11 protein-coding genes, 3 tRNA genes and 2 pseudogenes are annotated in these 15944 nt (G+C 71.1%); 9 read left to right on the forward strand and 7 right to left on the reverse strand.

Annotation, left to right across the window (positions count from 1 at the left end; genetic code table 11):
- Positions 1 to 65: 65 nt before the first annotated feature.
- Positions 66 to 208 (reverse strand): annotated as a pseudogene (locus tag BIV24_RS36460) (IS1380 family transposase); the annotation flags it as partial.
- Positions 209 to 814: 606 nt separating this feature from the next.
- Between BIV24_RS36460 and BIV24_RS34400 the strand changes: the two are divergent.
- Positions 815 to 898: transfer RNA gene (locus BIV24_RS34400), tRNA-Ser, on the forward strand.
- 207 nt (positions 899 to 1105) lie between these two features.
- Here BIV24_RS34400 and BIV24_RS14745 read toward each other — a convergent pair.
- A complete protein-coding gene (locus BIV24_RS14745; protein ID WP_071366745.1) occupies positions 1106 to 1978 on the reverse strand; it encodes a bifunctional DNA primase/polymerase in 873 nt (290 codons plus the stop codon).
- 241 nt (positions 1979 to 2219) lie between these two features.
- Here BIV24_RS14745 and BIV24_RS14750 point away from each other — a divergent pair, with 241 nt between their 5' ends.
- Positions 2220 to 2765, forward strand: a complete 546-nt coding sequence (locus tag BIV24_RS14750) for a SigE family RNA polymerase sigma factor (protein WP_071366746.1) — start codon at positions 2220 to 2222, stop codon at positions 2763 to 2765.
- Between the two features lie 255 nt (positions 2766 to 3020).
- On the forward strand, positions 3021 to 4676 hold the full coding sequence (locus BIV24_RS14755; protein ID WP_071366747.1) for a long-chain fatty acid--CoA ligase: 1656 nt from the start codon (positions 3021 to 3023) through the stop codon (positions 4674 to 4676).
- 88 nt (positions 4677 to 4764) lie between these two features.
- Here BIV24_RS14755 and BIV24_RS14760 read toward each other — a convergent pair whose 3' ends face one another.
- Both BIV24_RS14760 and BIV24_RS14765 read right to left on the reverse strand, forming a co-directional pair.
- Complete coding sequence (locus tag BIV24_RS14760; RefSeq protein ID WP_071366748.1) at positions 4765 to 8790, reverse strand: PAS domain-containing protein; 4026 nt, start codon at positions 8788 to 8790, stop codon at positions 4765 to 4767.
- A 224-nt stretch (positions 8791 to 9014) separates the two neighbouring features.
- On the reverse strand, positions 9015 to 9446 hold the full coding sequence (locus BIV24_RS14765) for an SSI family serine proteinase inhibitor (protein ID WP_071366749.1): 432 nt from the start codon (positions 9444 to 9446) through the stop codon (positions 9015 to 9017).
- A 271-nt stretch (positions 9447 to 9717) separates the two neighbouring features.
- Between BIV24_RS14765 and BIV24_RS14770 the strand changes: the two genes are divergently transcribed.
- Both BIV24_RS14770 and BIV24_RS14775 read left to right on the forward strand, forming a co-directional pair.
- Positions 9718 to 9808: transfer RNA gene (locus BIV24_RS14770), tRNA-Ser, on the forward strand.
- Between the two features lie 236 nt (positions 9809 to 10044).
- Positions 10045 to 10117 (forward strand) — tRNA-Arg (locus BIV24_RS14775).
- A 469-nt stretch (positions 10118 to 10586) separates the two neighbouring features.
- Here BIV24_RS14775 and BIV24_RS14780 read toward each other — a convergent pair.
- From BIV24_RS14780 to BIV24_RS14790, 3 genes are all read right to left on the reverse strand, one after another.
- On the reverse strand, positions 10587 to 11063 hold the full coding sequence (locus BIV24_RS14780; RefSeq protein WP_177198721.1) for a PH domain-containing protein: 477 nt from the start codon (positions 11061 to 11063) through the stop codon (positions 10587 to 10589).
- Between the two features lie 75 nt (positions 11064 to 11138).
- A complete protein-coding gene (locus BIV24_RS14785) occupies positions 11139 to 11711 on the reverse strand; it encodes a TetR/AcrR family transcriptional regulator (RefSeq protein WP_071366751.1) in 573 nt (190 codons plus the stop codon).
- On the reverse strand, positions 11704 to 12540 hold the full coding sequence (locus tag BIV24_RS14790) for an alpha/beta fold hydrolase (protein WP_071366752.1): 837 nt from the start codon (positions 12538 to 12540) through the stop codon (positions 11704 to 11706). The genes BIV24_RS14785 and BIV24_RS14790 overlap by 8 nt, the downstream gene beginning before the upstream one ends.
- 194 nt (positions 12541 to 12734) lie before the next feature.
- Between BIV24_RS14790 and BIV24_RS14795 the strand changes: the two genes are divergently transcribed.
- The 4 genes and pseudogenes from BIV24_RS14795 (at position 12735) to BIV24_RS14810 (ending at position 15934) form a co-directional block, all read left to right on the forward strand.
- Positions 12735 to 13604: a DUF2797 domain-containing protein gene (locus tag BIV24_RS14795; protein ID WP_071366753.1), complete on the forward strand. Its 870-nt coding sequence runs from the start codon at positions 12735 to 12737 to the stop codon at positions 13602 to 13604.
- A 205-nt stretch (positions 13605 to 13809) separates the two neighbouring features.
- Positions 13810 to 14550, forward strand: a complete 741-nt coding sequence (locus BIV24_RS14800; protein ID WP_071366754.1) for a response regulator transcription factor — start codon at positions 13810 to 13812, stop codon at positions 14548 to 14550.
- 44 nt (positions 14551 to 14594) lie between these two features.
- Positions 14595 to 14945, forward strand: a pseudogene (locus BIV24_RS31915) (MFS transporter); the annotation flags it as partial.
- 215 nt (positions 14946 to 15160) lie between these two features.
- Positions 15161 to 15934 (forward strand): TetR/AcrR family transcriptional regulator, encoded by a 774-nt coding sequence (locus BIV24_RS14810; protein WP_071366756.1) that lies wholly within the window; start codon positions 15161 to 15163, stop codon positions 15932 to 15934.
- The last annotated feature ends 10 nt before the right edge of the window (positions 15935 to 15944 follow it).

Here is a 15944-nt window from a genome sequence, read left to right on the forward strand (position 1 = left end):
TGGGCGCCGGGTTCCACGGCTCCGGTTGTGATGGCGCTGGTAGCAGGGATGGGATGCTGCTGGTCAGCCAGGGTTGGGCAGAGCTTCGAGCCGGTCGAGGCGATCTGGATGATCTCCAGCCAGATCTGGCTCTGGGGCGTGTCGTGCAGGGCAGGTTGCGCAGGCCGGTGGAACGGGCGGCGCGGATGCGGTCCTCGGCGCGGACGCGCGGTGCTGACATCAGCAGCTGACATCAACAAGCACGGACAGCGGTGCATAGTCACGGACGGTTACCTGAAGCAAGGTGCGACGTTGGTGCATTGGATGGCTTCTGCGACTTGATCGACTGCGACCTGCACGCGCCTACGGATCAGATGGCAGCCGGGCCAAAGCGCCGGTCGCTGTCACAGAGCGGTAGGCGCGAGCTACGGTCCCCCGCCTCGCGAGTAGAGGCGGGGGCGTTCGTATGTCTCGGCAACGGGTGAAACGAGGGCCACGTACGGCGGATGAAAAGTGAGCCACTCCGCGATCTCGTGATCCTCCTGACTTCACTGTCTGGGGTCAGGAGGAAGCGAGGGTGATCGACGTGGAGGACTGGGCTGAGATCCGCCGGAAGGCCGATCACACCTGAAGCACTGACCTTGCCGGTCAGCATGAGACCTCAACGCCAGACGAGCAGGTCGTAACGTCGATGGAGATCACCCGTGCGTTCTATACGGAATTGATGCCTGTTCCTGTACGTACGGGGCGCGGGTGGCGTGGATGGAGGGTCCGTGGGCCATCCGTGGGCCAGCGCCCGGGCCGTGTCTCAGCAAAAGTGTCTTCGGCCAGGTCAGGCTGGGTTTCGAGCGCGACACCGCGACGGTCTTGAAAACCGTCGTGGCGCGAGTCACCGTGGGTTCAAATCCCACACCCACCGCAGTGGTTGAGGGCCCCTGACCGGCAGCATCGGTCGGGGGCTCTCGCGTCGGCCCTGACTGCCGGTCGCCGCTGTCCTGCGTGGTTCTCCGGCCGACCGGGCGCGCGAGAGGCACGAGAGGGATCGCTGTCTTCGGACCGTCGAGTTCGCTCTCCGTCGGGTGCGACTGGATGGCGACCTGCGCCGTCGCGCCTGCCGCAGCTGTCCTCAGGGTCGCTGCCCCGTCGTCCGTGCCGCCGACGCGATCGTCGAACGGGCCTCGCGTTCCGTGAGGCCGGTGCGGACCGCGGCGTCGATCAGCGCGGGGGCCAGGTCGGGGCCGAACCCGTTCTCGTACGCCCGGCAGGCGGCCCAGAACAGCCGGGTGTTGCGCTGTCCCTCGTGCGCGGCGAGGACGAACTGGACGAGGCCCCGGCCGTGCCGTCCGGCCGGCGAAGGCGTGGCCGGACGCAGGCGCGGCGGGGGCGCGAGCAGGCGCAGCAGGGTGGACGGGCAGGGTGCGGGCGCGAGGTGCGCGGTGCCCGGCGCCGTGCCGTACACGCCGTGCTCGGTGCGCGAGCCGGGGCCGACCAGATAGCCGCCCGCACCGCGTACATCGACGCCGGGTGCCAGACGGCTTGCCGAGTTCGGCACGACCACGTCCGGCGGGCCGCTCAGCCACAGGTGCCGGCCTCCGCTCGGGGTCAGCACGACCACCGTCTCGGGGATGGCGAACAGGTGGCGCAGTGCGAGTTCGCGCAGGGCTGCCGAGGAGCCGGTTCCTGATGTGGTGTCGATATCGATGCCGATCAGGTGGTGGGGGTACAGGCCGCAGGCGATGCCGTAGCCGGTGGTCCAGGGTGCGGCGGAGAACAGTTCGCGGATACGGCGGGGGTCGGTCGTGGCGTCGTACACCCCGTGCCCGAAGCGGCCGCATTCGCCGTGGCAGGCGGCTGCTGTCGGGTCGGGATCGTCGCGGTGGGGGGAGCGCAGGGCCGGCAGCTTCGTCCGGGACAGCGGGATCACCGCCAGTCCGCGCTCCGCGGCGGACAGGGCGTGGGCCAGGGCCAGGGCGGTGGCCTGCCGGTCGATGGTGGCCATGAATCCATGCTCGTACGAACGTTCGAAATAAGGAAGAGGGAGGTGACGCTCGGTGCGGCCGGCAGCGGCCGCTGCCGTGCGAGCTGCTCGCATCGCCTCTCAGGGGCGAACCCTCAGGGATGCATGCAGACTCGTCCACCTTCAGTAGGTGGGGGTGGCCCCCCACCTACAACCTGAGGCGGAGACCGCTTCGGGACCTGCGGCCGATCCGCCGGAGGAGGGGCGAACCTAGCGTGGAGCCATGACCACACCCGTCTGCACCAGCGCTTCGAACGCCAGGACGCGGACCCTTCCGTACCCGTCGTTCTCGGCGTACGTGGAGGCCCGCCATCCGCTGCTGCTGCGCACCGCCCGGTCGCTGACCGCGAACCCGAGCGATGCGGAGGACCTGCTGCAGACCGCGCTGACGAAGACGTATGTCGCCTGGGACCGGATCGAGGACCATCGCGCGCTCGACGGGTACGTACGCCGTGCGCTGCTGAACACGCGGACCTCGCAGTGGCGCAAGCGCAAGGTCGACGAGTTCGTGTGCGACGAGTTGCCCGAGCCCGCGGGGGTGCCGGCCGCAGACCCGGCCGAGGGGCAGGCGCTGCACGACGCCATGTGGCGGGCCATCATGAAACTGCCTGCACGTCAGCGGGCGATGGTGGTCCTGCGCTACTACGAGGACCTGAGCGAGGCCCAGACGGCCGAGGTGCTCGGCGTCTCCATCGGTACGGTCAAGTCGGCAGTGTCCCGGGCATTGGGCAAGCTCCGCGAGGATCCCGAGCTGGAGCCGGTGCGCTAGTGCCCCAGCGGGCGTCGTCTACCCCGTCGCGACGCCCGGCACGCTCCCCCAAGCTCTTCGAGCGGGGGGACCCCAGAGCGGGAAGTGCCCCACGGCGTCGCTCCTTTGAGGGTGAACGTTGCCTGCCGGGGCGCTAGTGCTGTGACCGCGCCTTGATCGATCATCCCGAGGCCTAGTGACATACCAAGCGGTATGTGCGCAGAATCTGCGCAACCCCTATGACCGCGTAGGCCATGCCGCCCCGGGAGGACCGCCGTGCTGAGCACCATGCAGGACGTACCGCTGACCGTCACCCGCATCCTCGTGCATGGGGCGCTGGTGCACGGACGGTCCCGGATCACCACCTGGACCGGGGAGGGCGAGCCACAGCGGCGTACCTTCGCCGAGGCGGGCAGCCGCGCGGTGCAGCTGGCCAACGCCCTCCGCGACGACCTCGGGGTCAGGGGCGACGACCGGGTCGCGACCCTCATGTGGAACAACGCCGAGCACGTCGAGGCGTACTTCGCGATCCCCTCCATGGGGGCGGTCCTGCACACCCTCAACCTGCGCCTGCCCGCCGAGCAGCTGGCCTGGATCATCAACCACGCCGCCGACCGCGTGATCATCGTCAACGGCTCCCTGATCCCCCTGCTCGCCCCGTTGCTGCGGCATCTGAAGACGGTCGAGCACGTCGTCGTCTCGGGCCCAGGCGACCGTACCCCGCTCGACGGCTCTCCCGTGCAGGTGCACGAGTACGAGGACCTGATCGTCGGCAAGCCGACCACGTATGCCTGGCCCGAGTTGGACGAACGCCAGGCCGCCGCTCTGTGCTACACCTCCGGCACCACCGGCGACCCCAAGGGCGTGGTCTACAGCCACCGCTCGATCTACCTGCACTCCATGCAGGTCAACATGGCCCAGTCGATGGGACTGACGGACCAGGACACCTCGCTGGTCGTGGTCCCGCAGTTCCATGTGAACGCCTGGGGCCTGCCGCACGCCGCCTTCATGACCGGCGTGAACATGCTGATGCCAGACCGCCATCTGCAGCCCGCCCCGCTCGCCGAGATGATCGAGGGCGAGCGGCCGACGCACGCCGCCGCAGTACCCACCATCTGGCAGGGCCTGCTCGGCGAGCTGATCGCCAGGCCCCGCGACGTCTCCTTTCTCACGCACGTCACCATTGGCGGCTCGGCCTGCCCGCCCTCCCTCATGGAAGCCTTCGACAAGCTGGGGATGCGTGTCTGCCACGCCTGGGGCATGACGGAGACCTCACCGCTGGGCACGGTGGCCCGCCCGCCGGCCCACGTGGTCGGTACGGAGGAGGAGTTCGCGTACCGGCTCACCCAGGGCCGCTTCCCGGCCGGCGTCGAGGCCCGCCTCATCGGACCCGGTGGCGAACGGCTCCCCTGGGACGGCGCGTCGGCGGGCGAACTGGAGGTGCGCGGACCGTGGATCGCGGGCGCGTACTACAACGGCCCGGATGTCGAACCCCTGCGCCCCGCCGACAAGTTCAGCGAAGACGGCTGGCTCAAGACCGGTGACGTCGGCACCATCGGCCCCGACGGCTTCCTCACTCTCACCGACCGCGCCAAGGACGTCATCAAGTCCGGCGGCGAGTGGATCTCGTCGGTGGAACTGGAGAACGGGCTGATGTCCCACCCGGATGTCGCCGAGGCCGCCGTCGTCGCCGTTCCGGACGACAAGTGGGGCGAACGCCCGCTCGCCATCGTGGTGTTGAAGGACGGTGCCGCTGCCGACTTCGCCACCCTGCGCTCCTTCCTCTTGGACGAGGCCAAGATCGCCAAGTGGCAGCTTCCCGAGCGCTGGACGGTCATCGATGTGGTGCCCAAGACGAGCGTCGGAAAGTTCGACAAGAAGGTACTGCGGCGGCAGTACGCCACCGGAGAGCTGAACGTCACCCATATTTAGGGCCGAAGGCGGGCGAAAGAGGGCACTGTTTCACGTGAAACAGTGCCCTCTGTGGCATCTGGGTGGATTGATCACCCTTCGGACGGCCTCAGTTCGTACCGATCCGCGCCAGCAGATCCACGATCCGCCCCTGCACCTCGGCGCTCGTCGAGCGCTCCGCCAGGAACAGGACCGTCTCCCCCGACACCAGCCGCGGCAGGTCGGCCTGGTCGACGGCAGCGGTGTAGACGACGAGCGGGGTGCGGTTGAGCAGGTTGTTCGCGTGCAGCCAGTCGACGATCCCGGCCTGGCGGCGGTGAACCTGCATCAGGTCCATCACCACGAGGTTCGGTCGCATCTGTGCGGCGAGCGTGACCGCGTCCGTGTCCGACGCGGCCCGGGCGACCTGCATCCCGCGCCGCTCCAGCGACGCGGTGAGCGCGAGCGCGATCTCCGTGTGCTCCTCGACGAGCAGCACGCGTGGTGGGTGCTGCTCGGAGTCACGCGGAGCCAGCGCCTTCAGGAGTACGGCCGGGTCGGCGCCGTACGCCGCCTCGCGCGTCGCCTGTCCGAGCCCCGCCGTGACCAGCACGGGGACCTCGGCGGCCACCGCGGCCTGGCGCAGCGACTGGAGCGCGGTCCGCGTGATCGGGCCTGTGAGCGGGTCGACGAAGAGCGCGGCCGGGAAGGCGGCGATCTGTGCGTCGACCTCCTCACGGGAGTTGACGACGACGGGCCGGTAGCCGCGGTCGCTGAGCGCCTGCTGGGTCGTCACGTCCGGCGCGGGCCACACGAGCAGCCGACGCGGGTTGTCGAGCGGCTCCGGGGGCAGCTCGTCGTCCATCGGCTGCGTCTGGGGGTGGTCGGCGATCTCGACGGCACCGCCGGGTCCGTCGAGCGGCTCGGGACCCTCGTCGGCGTTCGCGTCCGGGGCCCCTATGGCATACGACCGTCCGGCGCCCTCGGAGGCCGCGGCCAGGCGGGACTGCCCGGCCAGGGTGGGCTGTGCCGGGAGCGGAGTCGAGGCAGTCTGCGGATGCGGGCGCGCGGCAGTCTCCGCACGCTCGCCCGCGGGCTCGGGAGGTGTGCCGAGTTTGCGGCGCCGACCCGAACCGTTCGACTGGTTGGGGGGAGGCGTGGACGACGGCTGAGACTGCGGCTGGGCAGCCGTCGGACGTACGAAGGGCACACCCTGACCGAGCGTCCGTACGCTGATCGCCCGTCCCTGCGTCGAGTGGGGATCGACGGGTGCGGCCGTCTCGGCGGGCAGTGGCTGCGCGGTCCGCGGCTGGGCGGTGCGCTCCGGAGGCAGTGGGGTGCCTGCCGACGGGGTGGGCTGCGGTAGAGGCATCCCGGCCCCGGAGGTGTCACCGGAACCGGAACCGGGCCAGTGCTGCGGCTGGGCGGCCTGCGGGGGCACCAAGGTTCCGGACGGGGGCGTGGCGGTCACGGGCAGGGCCTGCGCGGGCTGCAGCCCGCCCTGAGCCGGAATCCCCTGCGGGGGAACGGCCTGCGGCTCGACCGTGGCCACGGGGACGCCCTGCGCGGGGACAGGATGCGGACCGTCCGGTGCGGGCACGCCCTGGCCGGAGGGTGCGGCCGCCATCGATGCGGGGACACCCTGGGGGGAGGCGATCTGCGCGGGCACGCCCCGGGGAGGCGTCGGCCCGGCCGTATCCGTGCTGCCCGTCCTGTCCGGCAGCTGCCCGGGCACGGCGGCCTGGCGGGCGTGGCGGCGACCCGTGGGCACCGGATGAGGCTGCGGCGGCGTGTGGTTCTCGACCTGGTCGTGCGGTGCCGCGTCATGGCGGCCCTCGTCGGCCTGGGCGGCAGCGGGCGGGTTCTGCTCCGGTGTGCGGTCGGCCTCGGCCGGCGGCAGCGCGAACACCGGCCGGGCACCGGAGTCCGCGGCGGCGGCACGCTCGTTCGCGGGGGCGAGGGCGCGCCGACGGCGTCCGGTGGACTCCGGAGCGGCCCCGGAGCCGTCCGGTGACGGCGGGCCGGAGGCCGCAGGCAGGGCGGGCTGCAGCGCCTGCTGCTCGCTGTTTTGGCGGGCGCGTCGTCCCGTGGGCGCGGGCAGGCTTTCCGCAGCATGCTCGGCGGCGGTCACCGCCGAGTCCTCGTTCACGCCTTCGCTACCGCCCTCGGCGGGGGTCGGCAGTCCGCGTCGTCGTCCCGTGTCTCCGGACGCCCCGGTCTCCGCGGCACCCTTGCTCGCGGTCGCCTGAGCCGTCCCGGACGCCTCTGCGGCGGCCTTCTCCGCCGCGCGCCGCCTGCGCCGCCCGGTGGGCGCCGCCGCGTCCGTGTCGGAGGGCGCCGCGGAGCCGCCGACCTCGCTCTCCAGGAACGCGTCCACGGAGGACCGGCGGGCCCGCCGCCGGCCACCGCCCTGCTGGGCGGCCCGCTCGGGCGGGGCGGCCTCGGCACCGGGCTCCTCCCCGGGCGCCTCGGCCGAAGTCGCCGTGACCGCGCCCGCGCCACTGCCGAGCGGTACCTCCAGTACGTACGCGCTGCCGCTCATGCCCGGCACCTCGTGCGTCTGCAGCACACCACCGTGCGCACGCACGATGCCGCCGACGATCGGCTGGTGCACCGGGTCTCCCCCGGTGTACGGGCCGCGCACCTCGACGCGTACGACCTCGCCGCGCTGTGCGGCCGCCACCACGACGGTGTTGTCCGTGTAACCGCCCGCGGAGACGGGCGCGTTGCCCGTGGCGTCGACGCCCGCCACGTCCGCGATGAGGTGCGCGAGCGCCTGGGCGAGCCGCCGCGGGTCGACCTCGGCCTCGATGGGCGGGGCGTGCACGGCGAACTGCACACGTCCGGGCCCGATCAGTTCGACGGCGCCGTCGACACCGGCGGTGACGACCGCGTCGAGCATGACGGTCGTCCGTACGATCTCGTCCTCGCCCGCGTCCAGACGCTGGTAGCCGAGGACGTTGTCGACGAGCGTGGTGATGCGCGAGTAGCCGGCCGCGAGGTGGTGGAGCACCTGGTTGGCCTCGGGCCACAACTGGCCGGCGTCGTCCGCGGCGAGTGCGGACAGTTGACCCCGCAGCTGGTCGAGGGGGCCGCGCAGGGACCGGCCGAGTACGGCGAGCAGTTGCTCATGGCGAGCGGTCAGCGCCTCGTAGCGGTCCTTCTCGCGCTCGCCGAGCGCCGCATAGCGCTCGTCGCCGGCCGCGATCTCCTCGGCATGCCGCTCCCGGAGCCCGGCGAGCTCCAGGGCGTGCTCCTCGGCGACCCGTTCCCGCTCCTCCTCGTGCTCCTTGGCGACCCGCTCCCGTTCCTGTTCGTGCTGCTTGGCGGCCTGGTCCTTCTCCGCGGCGAGCGCGTCGAACGGGCGCCGGTCGGTGAACGTCATCACGGCGCCGACGATCTGGTCGCCGTCGCGTACCGGCGAGGTCGTCAGGTCGACCGGCACCTTGCCGCCGCTCTTGGACCACAGCACCTGTCCGCGCACCCGGTGCTTGCGTCCGGAGCGCAGGGTGTCGTGGAGCGGGGACTCGGCGTACGGGAAGGGGGAGCCGTCCTCGCGGGAGTGCAGCACGAGGGTGTGCAGCTCCTTCCCGCCAAGATCGCTGGCCCGGTATCCGAGGATCTGGGCGGCGGCCGGATTGACGAGCACGATCCGCCCGTCCGTGTCCGTGCCCACCACGCCCTCGGCCGCGGCCCGCAGGATCATCTCGGTCTGACGCTGGGAGCGGGCGAGTTCGGCCTCCGTGTCGACGGTGCCGGACAGGTCGCGGACGACGAGCATGAGGAGTTCGTCGCCGGTGTAGCCCTGGCCGTCGTACGCCTGCCGGCCGTCCTCCAGGTTGGCGCTGGTGACTTCGACGGGGAACTCGCTCCCGTCCGTCCGCCGGGCGGTCATCCGCGTCGGCTTGGTCCGCCCCTGTGAGTCCATGGAGTCGGGTCGTCGCATGGACCCGGGGATCAGCCGTGAGTCGAAATGCGGCAGCAGATCGAGCAGCCCCCGCCCTACCAGAGCCGTCCCCGGCGCCTCGAAGGCCTCCAGGGCGATGGTGTTGGCGTTCACGACGGTCCCGTTGGCGTTGACCAGCACCAACGCGTCGGGCAGTGCGTCCAGTATGGCTGCGAGGCGAGCAGCGCCTCGGGATGGCCTGCTGCTCACGAGACGCTTCCTCCCTGTTACTGCACCTTGCCGACCGCGGAGGCCATCTTGCCAATCGGCCCGCAGCGTGTCACGCGAGGGAGTCTACGGGCAGTGGCCCGGCCCGCGGCGGCGGATGGGCGGGAAGCGGCATGGGGAAGTGACGCAGAGCCAGTGACCGCGCAGGTCGTTCCCGCGGAACCCGATGTCCCCAGGCGCGGGCCGTGGCCCGGTGGGGGCGGACGCTACGAACGGACCTTCGGCAGCAGGGGCACCAGTTCGTTCCAGCGGGCGATCTCGCAGCCGTTCCTGCGGTTGTACCGCGCGGCGACCGGACGCCCCGCCCAGCTCCCGGTGATGTGCGCGGTGGCCGGGCCGCCGTATTCCATCGTGCACAGGCGCAGTGGCGGCACCGGGGCGAACGGGTCCCGGCCCCAGACGGTCCGCCGGTCGAGGGTGGCGCACGCGCCGGCAGGGTTCGGATGGCTGCCGCGAGCGGGATGGCAGCGCAGCAGGTACGTCCCATCGGCGCGCCCGGCGTGGCTGACGGTGATGACGAGCCGGTCCCCGCGGGGGGCGGAGGGGTGGACGTGGTCGTACGCCACGGCGGGCGCCGCGGCCATGGAGAGGAGGGCGACGGCACCGAGGAGTGCGCGGCGCGTGGTGATCTGGATCATGCCCTGACTAACGGCGACGGGGTGCTGTGGTTGCGGGTGCGGCACGGGTGGCGGAGGTGGCGGCCGTGGCGTCGCCGAGAGGGAAGCGGCGCGCGCCGCCCCCGGAGCATCCGCGTCGGACCCCGCCTTGCGCATCCCGCCCGGCGGATCGCGGCCCCGTGCTTTGCCCTGTGGCCTTTCGGCCTAGTACCGTGGGGGGCGATTGGTGACACGCCGCTCGACTGTGTCATCATCTGCACGCACCATTCGCGCTCGCGCGGACGGTTGTGCTGGAGGCGTCGCCTAGTCCGGTCTATGGCGCCGCACTGCTAATGCGGTTTGGGTCTTAAAGCCCATCGAGGGTTCAAATCCCTCCGCCTCCGCGCTTGATCACCGAAGCCCCGGTCCTCACGGCCGGGGCTTCGGTGTTTCCGGGATGGCGTCGCCTCCCGGCCGGCCGGCCCGCCCCGCGAACCACCTTGCCCCCTGCAGTGCGTTTCCGCAGGTCACAAGGGGTGTGGCAAACGGATTTCACATGGCGGCGGCAGTCATGTAATGTTCTTCCTGTCGCCGCGAGCGGGCCGAAAGGACCGGGAGCGGGGGCGAAAATAAAAGACAAGCACTCGTAGCTTAACGGATAGAGCATCTGACTACGGATCAGAAGGTTGCAGGTTCGAATCCTGCCGAGTGCACATAGATCAGAGGCCCCGCCGGTTCGCCCGGCGGGGCCTCTGACGTCAGTGAGTGACATCAACACCTGCGTTGGCCGTGCGGACGACGTCATGAAAGCACCCGACTACAAGATCTCCTCTTTGAGATCGTCGCCCAACGCATCGTCCGTCCGATCCGCAGCCGCGCGCAGCGTCGCCCCCATCACGTGCGCGTAGGTGTCCAACGTCATCGTGATCATGCTGTGGCCCAGCGTCTCCATGACGGTGCGCGCGTCGACGCCTTGGGCCGGCAGCAGCGACGCGCAGGTCGTGCACCCGCACGCGCCAACCTGATGTGAGCGACGGCATGGAGGACACATGTGAATGCCCTGCGATGCCCCGGGGCTCGCGGTGAGACCGTGAGGCGTGTTGATGGCGGCGTGCCCAGGCGTGAGCCCGCGTCCGTACAGGGTCCGCGGACTCTTTGCGGGCCCGGCATGAACGCTGGGAGTTACGACCCCCGGGTGCTGCGCGCGTAACGGCGGTGCAGCGCACGCAGCTGGGACACCTGCTTCTCGAAGTCCCCCACGTCGGCGGCGCCGACCCACGGCACCGGCAGCGAGACCATGGAGCCGTCGCGCAGTGTGGCCGCGACACGCAGGTTCGAACGACGGACGCGGGGGTCGGCAGCGGCTACCCGCAGGTCCTCCAAGCGGACGATCTCGTCCCACTCCAGCCGCCGCCACCGCAGCACCGTGCGGAATCGCAGCCCGTCCGGGCCCGCCTCCACCCGTCGCCTGAGCAGCCCGAGCGCGCACCCGACGGCCCCCACACCCACGATCGCGGAAATGATCCCCCAATCCTGCGCGCCCGGAGCACCGAGGCGTGCCGCACCCCCCGCCGCAACCGCGAAGAGCGCGGACAACGCGGTCCACCAGCGTGCGGACTTCCCTTCCCACCGCAACGACAACTCAGCATGACCGGCCATCCGCGTGATCATGCCATCCATCCGCTACTTACGCTCGCCTGACGGCCAGTCATCCCCTGTACCTCGCCGCCCCTTTCACGGGAGGGGCCCAGCATCACGAGGTGAGTGCAGGCCGGTGATGACCATATGGATCAGCAGGTCGTAGCTCTCGTCCAGTTTCTCGGGGAGTCCGAACGCGCCTTCGCTCTCCAGGGCGGCGAAGCCGTGGACGACGGCGCGCAGGCATCGGGCCGCGTGGATCGCCGCGGAGTCCTCCATGCCGTAGGCCCGCAAGGTGGCGAGCACGATGTTGATCAGTCGCGTGCCGGCCTCGGCCGTCCGTGGCTCGGGGCTGTGGACGAGTGCCGCGTAGCGGTTCGGGTGCGCCAACGCGTAGTTGCGCCAGGCCGACATGAGTGCGCCGATCGCCTCGTCTGCGGAGCGTCCGAGCACGGCCTCGCCGACCTGGTCCGCGATCTCGTTCATGATGCGCGCTGAAAGAAGGTCGCGCAGCTCGGCAAGGTTGCGCACGTGCTTGTAGAGAGACGGGGTGGCCACACCCGCCCGGCCGGCGACCGCCGACAGGGTCAGGGCGGCGGGAGAGTCCTCGTCGAGGATCCGTAGCGCGACATCGACCACCGCGTCCGCGGAGAGCGTGGTTCTAGCCACGTGGGCTGACCTTGAGGAAGGCCGTGATGGCTGCGGTGACTTCGGCGGGGAACTGGACGTGTGCGTAGTGGCCCGCCCCCTCGATCATCTCAAGGCGGCCGAGGCCCGTGGGCATCCCTGCCACGACGCCCTCGCCCTCGGCCCCGGGGTCGGCCCAGTCGGGGTCGAGCGTGCCACCGATGACCAGAGCGGGGCACTGGATGCCAGCGAGTACGGCACCCGCGTCGGTGGGTGCGGACATACCCATCCTGCTGACGACCGCCATCCGGCCCGGCCTGCGCAGGTCGGCGTCGAGAGCGGCGATATGGTCGGCGACGTCGGCGGGCCTGAGGCCCGGGTAGGCGTGGTCGAGGTAACGCTTCCACAGCCCGACGCTGCGCAGGAGCCCGGCACCCATGAGCAGCGCCATGCCCTTGCGGTAGCGGGCGTGGGACGCCAGAGCGCCCAGGTCGATCTTCTGCGCGCGGGTGAACGGACTGATCTCGACGATGGCGCTGACCAGTTCGGGGTCCCGCGCCGCCGCGATGGTGGCGGCGCCACCGGCGAAGGAGTGGCCCACGATGACGGCGGGGCCGCCCAGGTGCCGGATCAGAGCGAGCAGGTCGGCCGCCACATCGGTGCGGGTGTAGGACGCCCAGCCGGTGCTGGACTCGCCGTGCCCGCGCAGGTCGGTGTTGACGATGCGGAATCCGACGGCGGCGAGACGTGCGGCCACCTCGCGGTAGGCCGCCCTGTTGTCGCCCATGCCGTGGGCGAGCACGATCAGCGGGCCCTCGCCTGTCACGTCGTAGGCGAGCCGTCCGTCGTCGACCTTCAAGAACTCGGTCATGCCGTCCCCACAGGAGCTAATGTCTGTAACTAAAAAGCTAATGCCATTAGCCTCACCTGTCAAACGAGGCCCGAGCGTGTGCCCTCCGCGCACCCGGTGCGTCTCCCGTGGGCGCGCCGGCCCGCCGGTCCGTCTTCCGCGTCGTCCCTCCTTCCGGACCGCGTTGTCAGTGGCCGCCTCTACTCTCGACAGCAATGACTCAGGTGTGGCGATGCACGGGGCTGCGGTGGGGGGACGGCGTGCCCGTGCTCGGGTGGGAAGGCGGGCGGGGCAGTCGTCTGCAGCGGGGGAAGCGGGTGGCCTTCGCCGTCGTGGCGGGGGGTGTGCGGACGTGTGTGGGTGCGCGGGGGCACGGGTGTCCGGCGCGGGCCGTGGTGTCCGGGCGGAGTACCGGCGCGCGGTGCGAGGAGTGCGCGCGGCTCGATCGGATGCATTCCGTCGCAGCCGACGCCGCCGTCGACGATCCGCAGCCGTACCACGTGTATCTGGCGTGGTTCGGGCCCGGCATGGTCAAGGTCGGGATCACGGCGGTCCGGCGCGGTCCAGCGCGGTTGTTGGAACAGGGCGCCGTCTCCTTCACCTGGCTGGGGCGCGGGCCGCTGATGGCGGCACGGCGTGCGGAGGAGCTGCTGCGCGCCGCGCTGCGGGTGCCGGACCGGATTCCGTACGCCGACAAGCGGGCGGTACGTGCTGCGTTGCCGCCCGCCGGGGAGCGGGCCGCTGAACTTGCGGAGCTGCACGCGCGGGCGGTGGCACTCGCCGGCTGGCCGGAGTCGCTGGAGCGGGCGCCGTTCCGGGTCGTCGACCACAGCGGGGTGTTCGGGCTCGACGGGCTGGCACGGGCGGACGGTGTGGTGGGCGAGTTGGTCGCCGGCGGGGTGGTGAGCGGCGAGCTTCTGGCTGCCGCAGGGCCCGATCTGCACATGGCCACCGGACGCGGTTGCGTCGTACTGGACACGCGGTTGATGACGGGGTGGGAGCTGACGGCCGCCTCGGGGAGGGATGAAACGACCGTGCCGATACGGGAGGTGGGGGACGCGGGTGTTCAGGACGGGCTGTTCTGACGGGCGGAGGACCGTGGCCCTGCTGTCTCGGTATCGGGGTGCGCGGTGCAGGTGCAAATGCGCCTTACGGCAAGGCCGGTGGCCCCGATGGGCGGGCGGTGCCGGAGTCTTCCCGGGAGTTCCCTGAGAGGAACCTGTGCGTTTCTCAGGGAAATCACAGATCACTGAAAGAGCGCTCTCAGGGGACCTCGACAAGGTGTCCCCCATGACCACGACCTCGCCCCAGAGGCGCACCGAACTGCTCAGGCCGGACGGGGGTCCCGTCCGAGTCCTGGTGGTGGACGACGAGCTGTCGATCGCCGAACTGCTGTCCATGGCACTTCGCTACGAAGGCTGGCAGATCCGCAGCGCGGGTGATGGGCAGGGCGCGATGCGGACCGCGCGCGAGTTCCGGCCCGACGCGGTCATCCTCGACATGATGCTTCCGGACATGGGCGGCCTGGCCGTCCTGGGGGAGCTGCGGCGCGTGCTGCCCGACGTGCCCGTTCTCTTCCTGACCGCCAAGGACGGCGTCGAGGACCGGATCGCGGGTCTGACCGCCGGTGGGGACGACTACGTCACCAAGCCGTTCAGTGTCGAAGAGGTCGTGGCCCGGCTTCGTGCTCTGATCCGGCGGTGCGGTGCCGCCGACCGCCGCTCCGAATCCGTGCTCGTCGTCGGCGACCTCACCCTCGACGAGGACAGTCACGAGGTGTCGCGGGGCGGTGAGAACATCCACCTCACCGCCACCGAGTTCGAACTACTCCGCTTCCTGATGCGCAACCCGCGGCGTGTGCTCAGCAAGGCGCAGATCCTGGACCGCGTGTGGTCGTACGACTTCGGCGGGAAAGCCAATGTCGTCGAGCTGTACATCTCCTACCTGCGACGGAAGATCGACGCAGGCCGCGAGCCGATGATCCACACCCGGCGCGGCGCCGGATACCTGATCAAGCCCGCGGTGTCCTGAGCAGGCGACGACGGCCGCATACGCAGAGACGACGCCGCGGCACGGTCGCCGACCCCGCCATGGCGCACGCCATCACGAGTGCCATCCCGCCCACGAAGGCGGGCGTGGGCGCGGGCATCAACGGCACGCTCGTGGAATTCGGCGACGGCCTGGGCGCGGCGGTGCTCGGGGCGGTCCTCACCTCCCGCGTCGCGGTGCTGATTCCGGTCGCCGCGACGTCCCTGCCGGGGGCGTCGGCGGGCTCGGCGGCGGAGCGGCGTCGTGTTCCGGACGCGCGTTCCTCCGGTATGACGGACAGTCATACGGTGAAGGCGGTGGCCGTACTGCTCGGGGGGCTGGTGGCGGCGGCGTTGCTGCGGAGGGCGGAGCGGGCAGACTCGGAGGTGGTGGCCGCCGCCTGGGGCCAGTGCCGGACGGCCGCGAAGGGAGGCGGACGTTGCCCGCCGGGGCACTCGATCGGGCGGCGCGGTCACCGTGCGGCTGCGGACCCCTGTGCGACTGGTCGCGCAGGGGTCCGGTCCCTTGCGGGGTACCCGCTCCCGGCGTTTCGTCCGGGCGCGGGGCACCTAGCATCGTGATCAGGCGTCGGAGTGTCGAGAGAAGGTGCGCCATGGTGAAGGCAGCCCAAGGGGCGGGGCGTGCGGCGCGGACCAGCGTCTGGCTGGAGGGCAGGACACCCCGGGGCGGTAGCTCCCGCGGCGGCAGCCAGCCGTCCGGCCTGGATCGTGACCGGATCACCGAGACGACCGTACGGCTGCTGGACGCGGACGGCCTCGCGAAGTTCTCCATGCGGCGCCTGGCAGCCGAACTGAACGTCACCGCGATGTCGGTCTACTGGTACGTGGACACCAAGGACGACCTGCTGGAGCTGGCGCTGGACGCGGTCTTCGGCGAGATGCGGCTGCCGGGCGCCGACTCGGAGGAGGACTGGCGCGATCAACTGCGGGCCCTCGCGGCGGAGTACCGGGAACTGCTGGTGCGACACCCATGGGTGTCGCCGCTGACCGGGACGTTCCTCAACATCGGCCCGCACGCCGTCGCCTTCTCGCTCACCGCGCAGCGGGTGATCGAGCTGACCGGGCTGCCCGCATACGGCCAGACGGGCGCGATCGCGGCGGTCTTCCAGTTCGTGTACGGGTTCGGCACGATCGAGGGCCACTTCGTCGAGCGCTGCGCGGCGGCCGGGATGAGCCAGGACGACTATTTCCGACGGGCCATGAGCGCGGTGACGGAGAACCCCGCACTCGACGAGGTGATGCACCGGTCCGTGGACATCATGGAGGCCCGCGGCGGTGGCACGGTGAAGGAGATGCGCGAACGGGACTTCGCCTTCGCGCTGGAGACGCTGATCGCCGGGATCGAGGCGATGGTCGCCCAGGGATAGCCCCCGGGCA

Origin of the sequence: Streptomyces colonosanans (assembly GCF_001866645.1) — a bacterium.
In the GTDB taxonomy this organism is placed as follows: domain Bacteria; phylum Actinomycetota; class Actinomycetes; order Streptomycetales; family Streptomycetaceae; genus Streptomyces; species Streptomyces colonosanans.

What these genes read in the sequence shown, in the direction of transcription:
- BIV24_RS14745 (WP_071366745.1), bottom strand. Translation starts at nt 1,978, where the DNA reads ATGGCCACCATCGACCGGCAGGCCACCGCCCTGGCCCTGGCCCACGCC.
- BIV24_RS14750 (WP_071366746.1), top strand. Translation starts at nt 2,220, where the DNA reads ATGACCACACCCGTCTGCACCAGCGCTTCGAACGCCAGGACGCGGACC.
- BIV24_RS14795 (WP_071366753.1), top strand. Translation starts at nt 12,735, where the DNA reads ATGACTCAGGTGTGGCGATGCACGGGGCTGCGGTGGGGGGACGGCGTG.
- BIV24_RS14765 (WP_071366749.1), bottom strand. Translation starts at nt 9,446, where the DNA reads ATGATCCAGATCACCACGCGCCGCGCACTCCTCGGTGCCGTCGCCCTC.
- BIV24_RS14790 (WP_071366752.1), bottom strand. Translation starts at nt 12,540, where the DNA reads ATGACCGAGTTCTTGAAGGTCGACGACGGACGGCTCGCCTACGACGTG.
- BIV24_RS14780 (WP_177198721.1), bottom strand. Translation starts at nt 11,063, where the DNA reads ATGGCCGGTCATGCTGAGTTGTCGTTGCGGTGGGAAGGGAAGTCCGCA.
- BIV24_RS14800 (WP_071366754.1), top strand. Translation starts at nt 13,810, where the DNA reads ATGACCACGACCTCGCCCCAGAGGCGCACCGAACTGCTCAGGCCGGAC.
- BIV24_RS14810 (WP_071366756.1), top strand. Translation starts at nt 15,161, where the DNA reads ATGGTGAAGGCAGCCCAAGGGGCGGGGCGTGCGGCGCGGACCAGCGTC.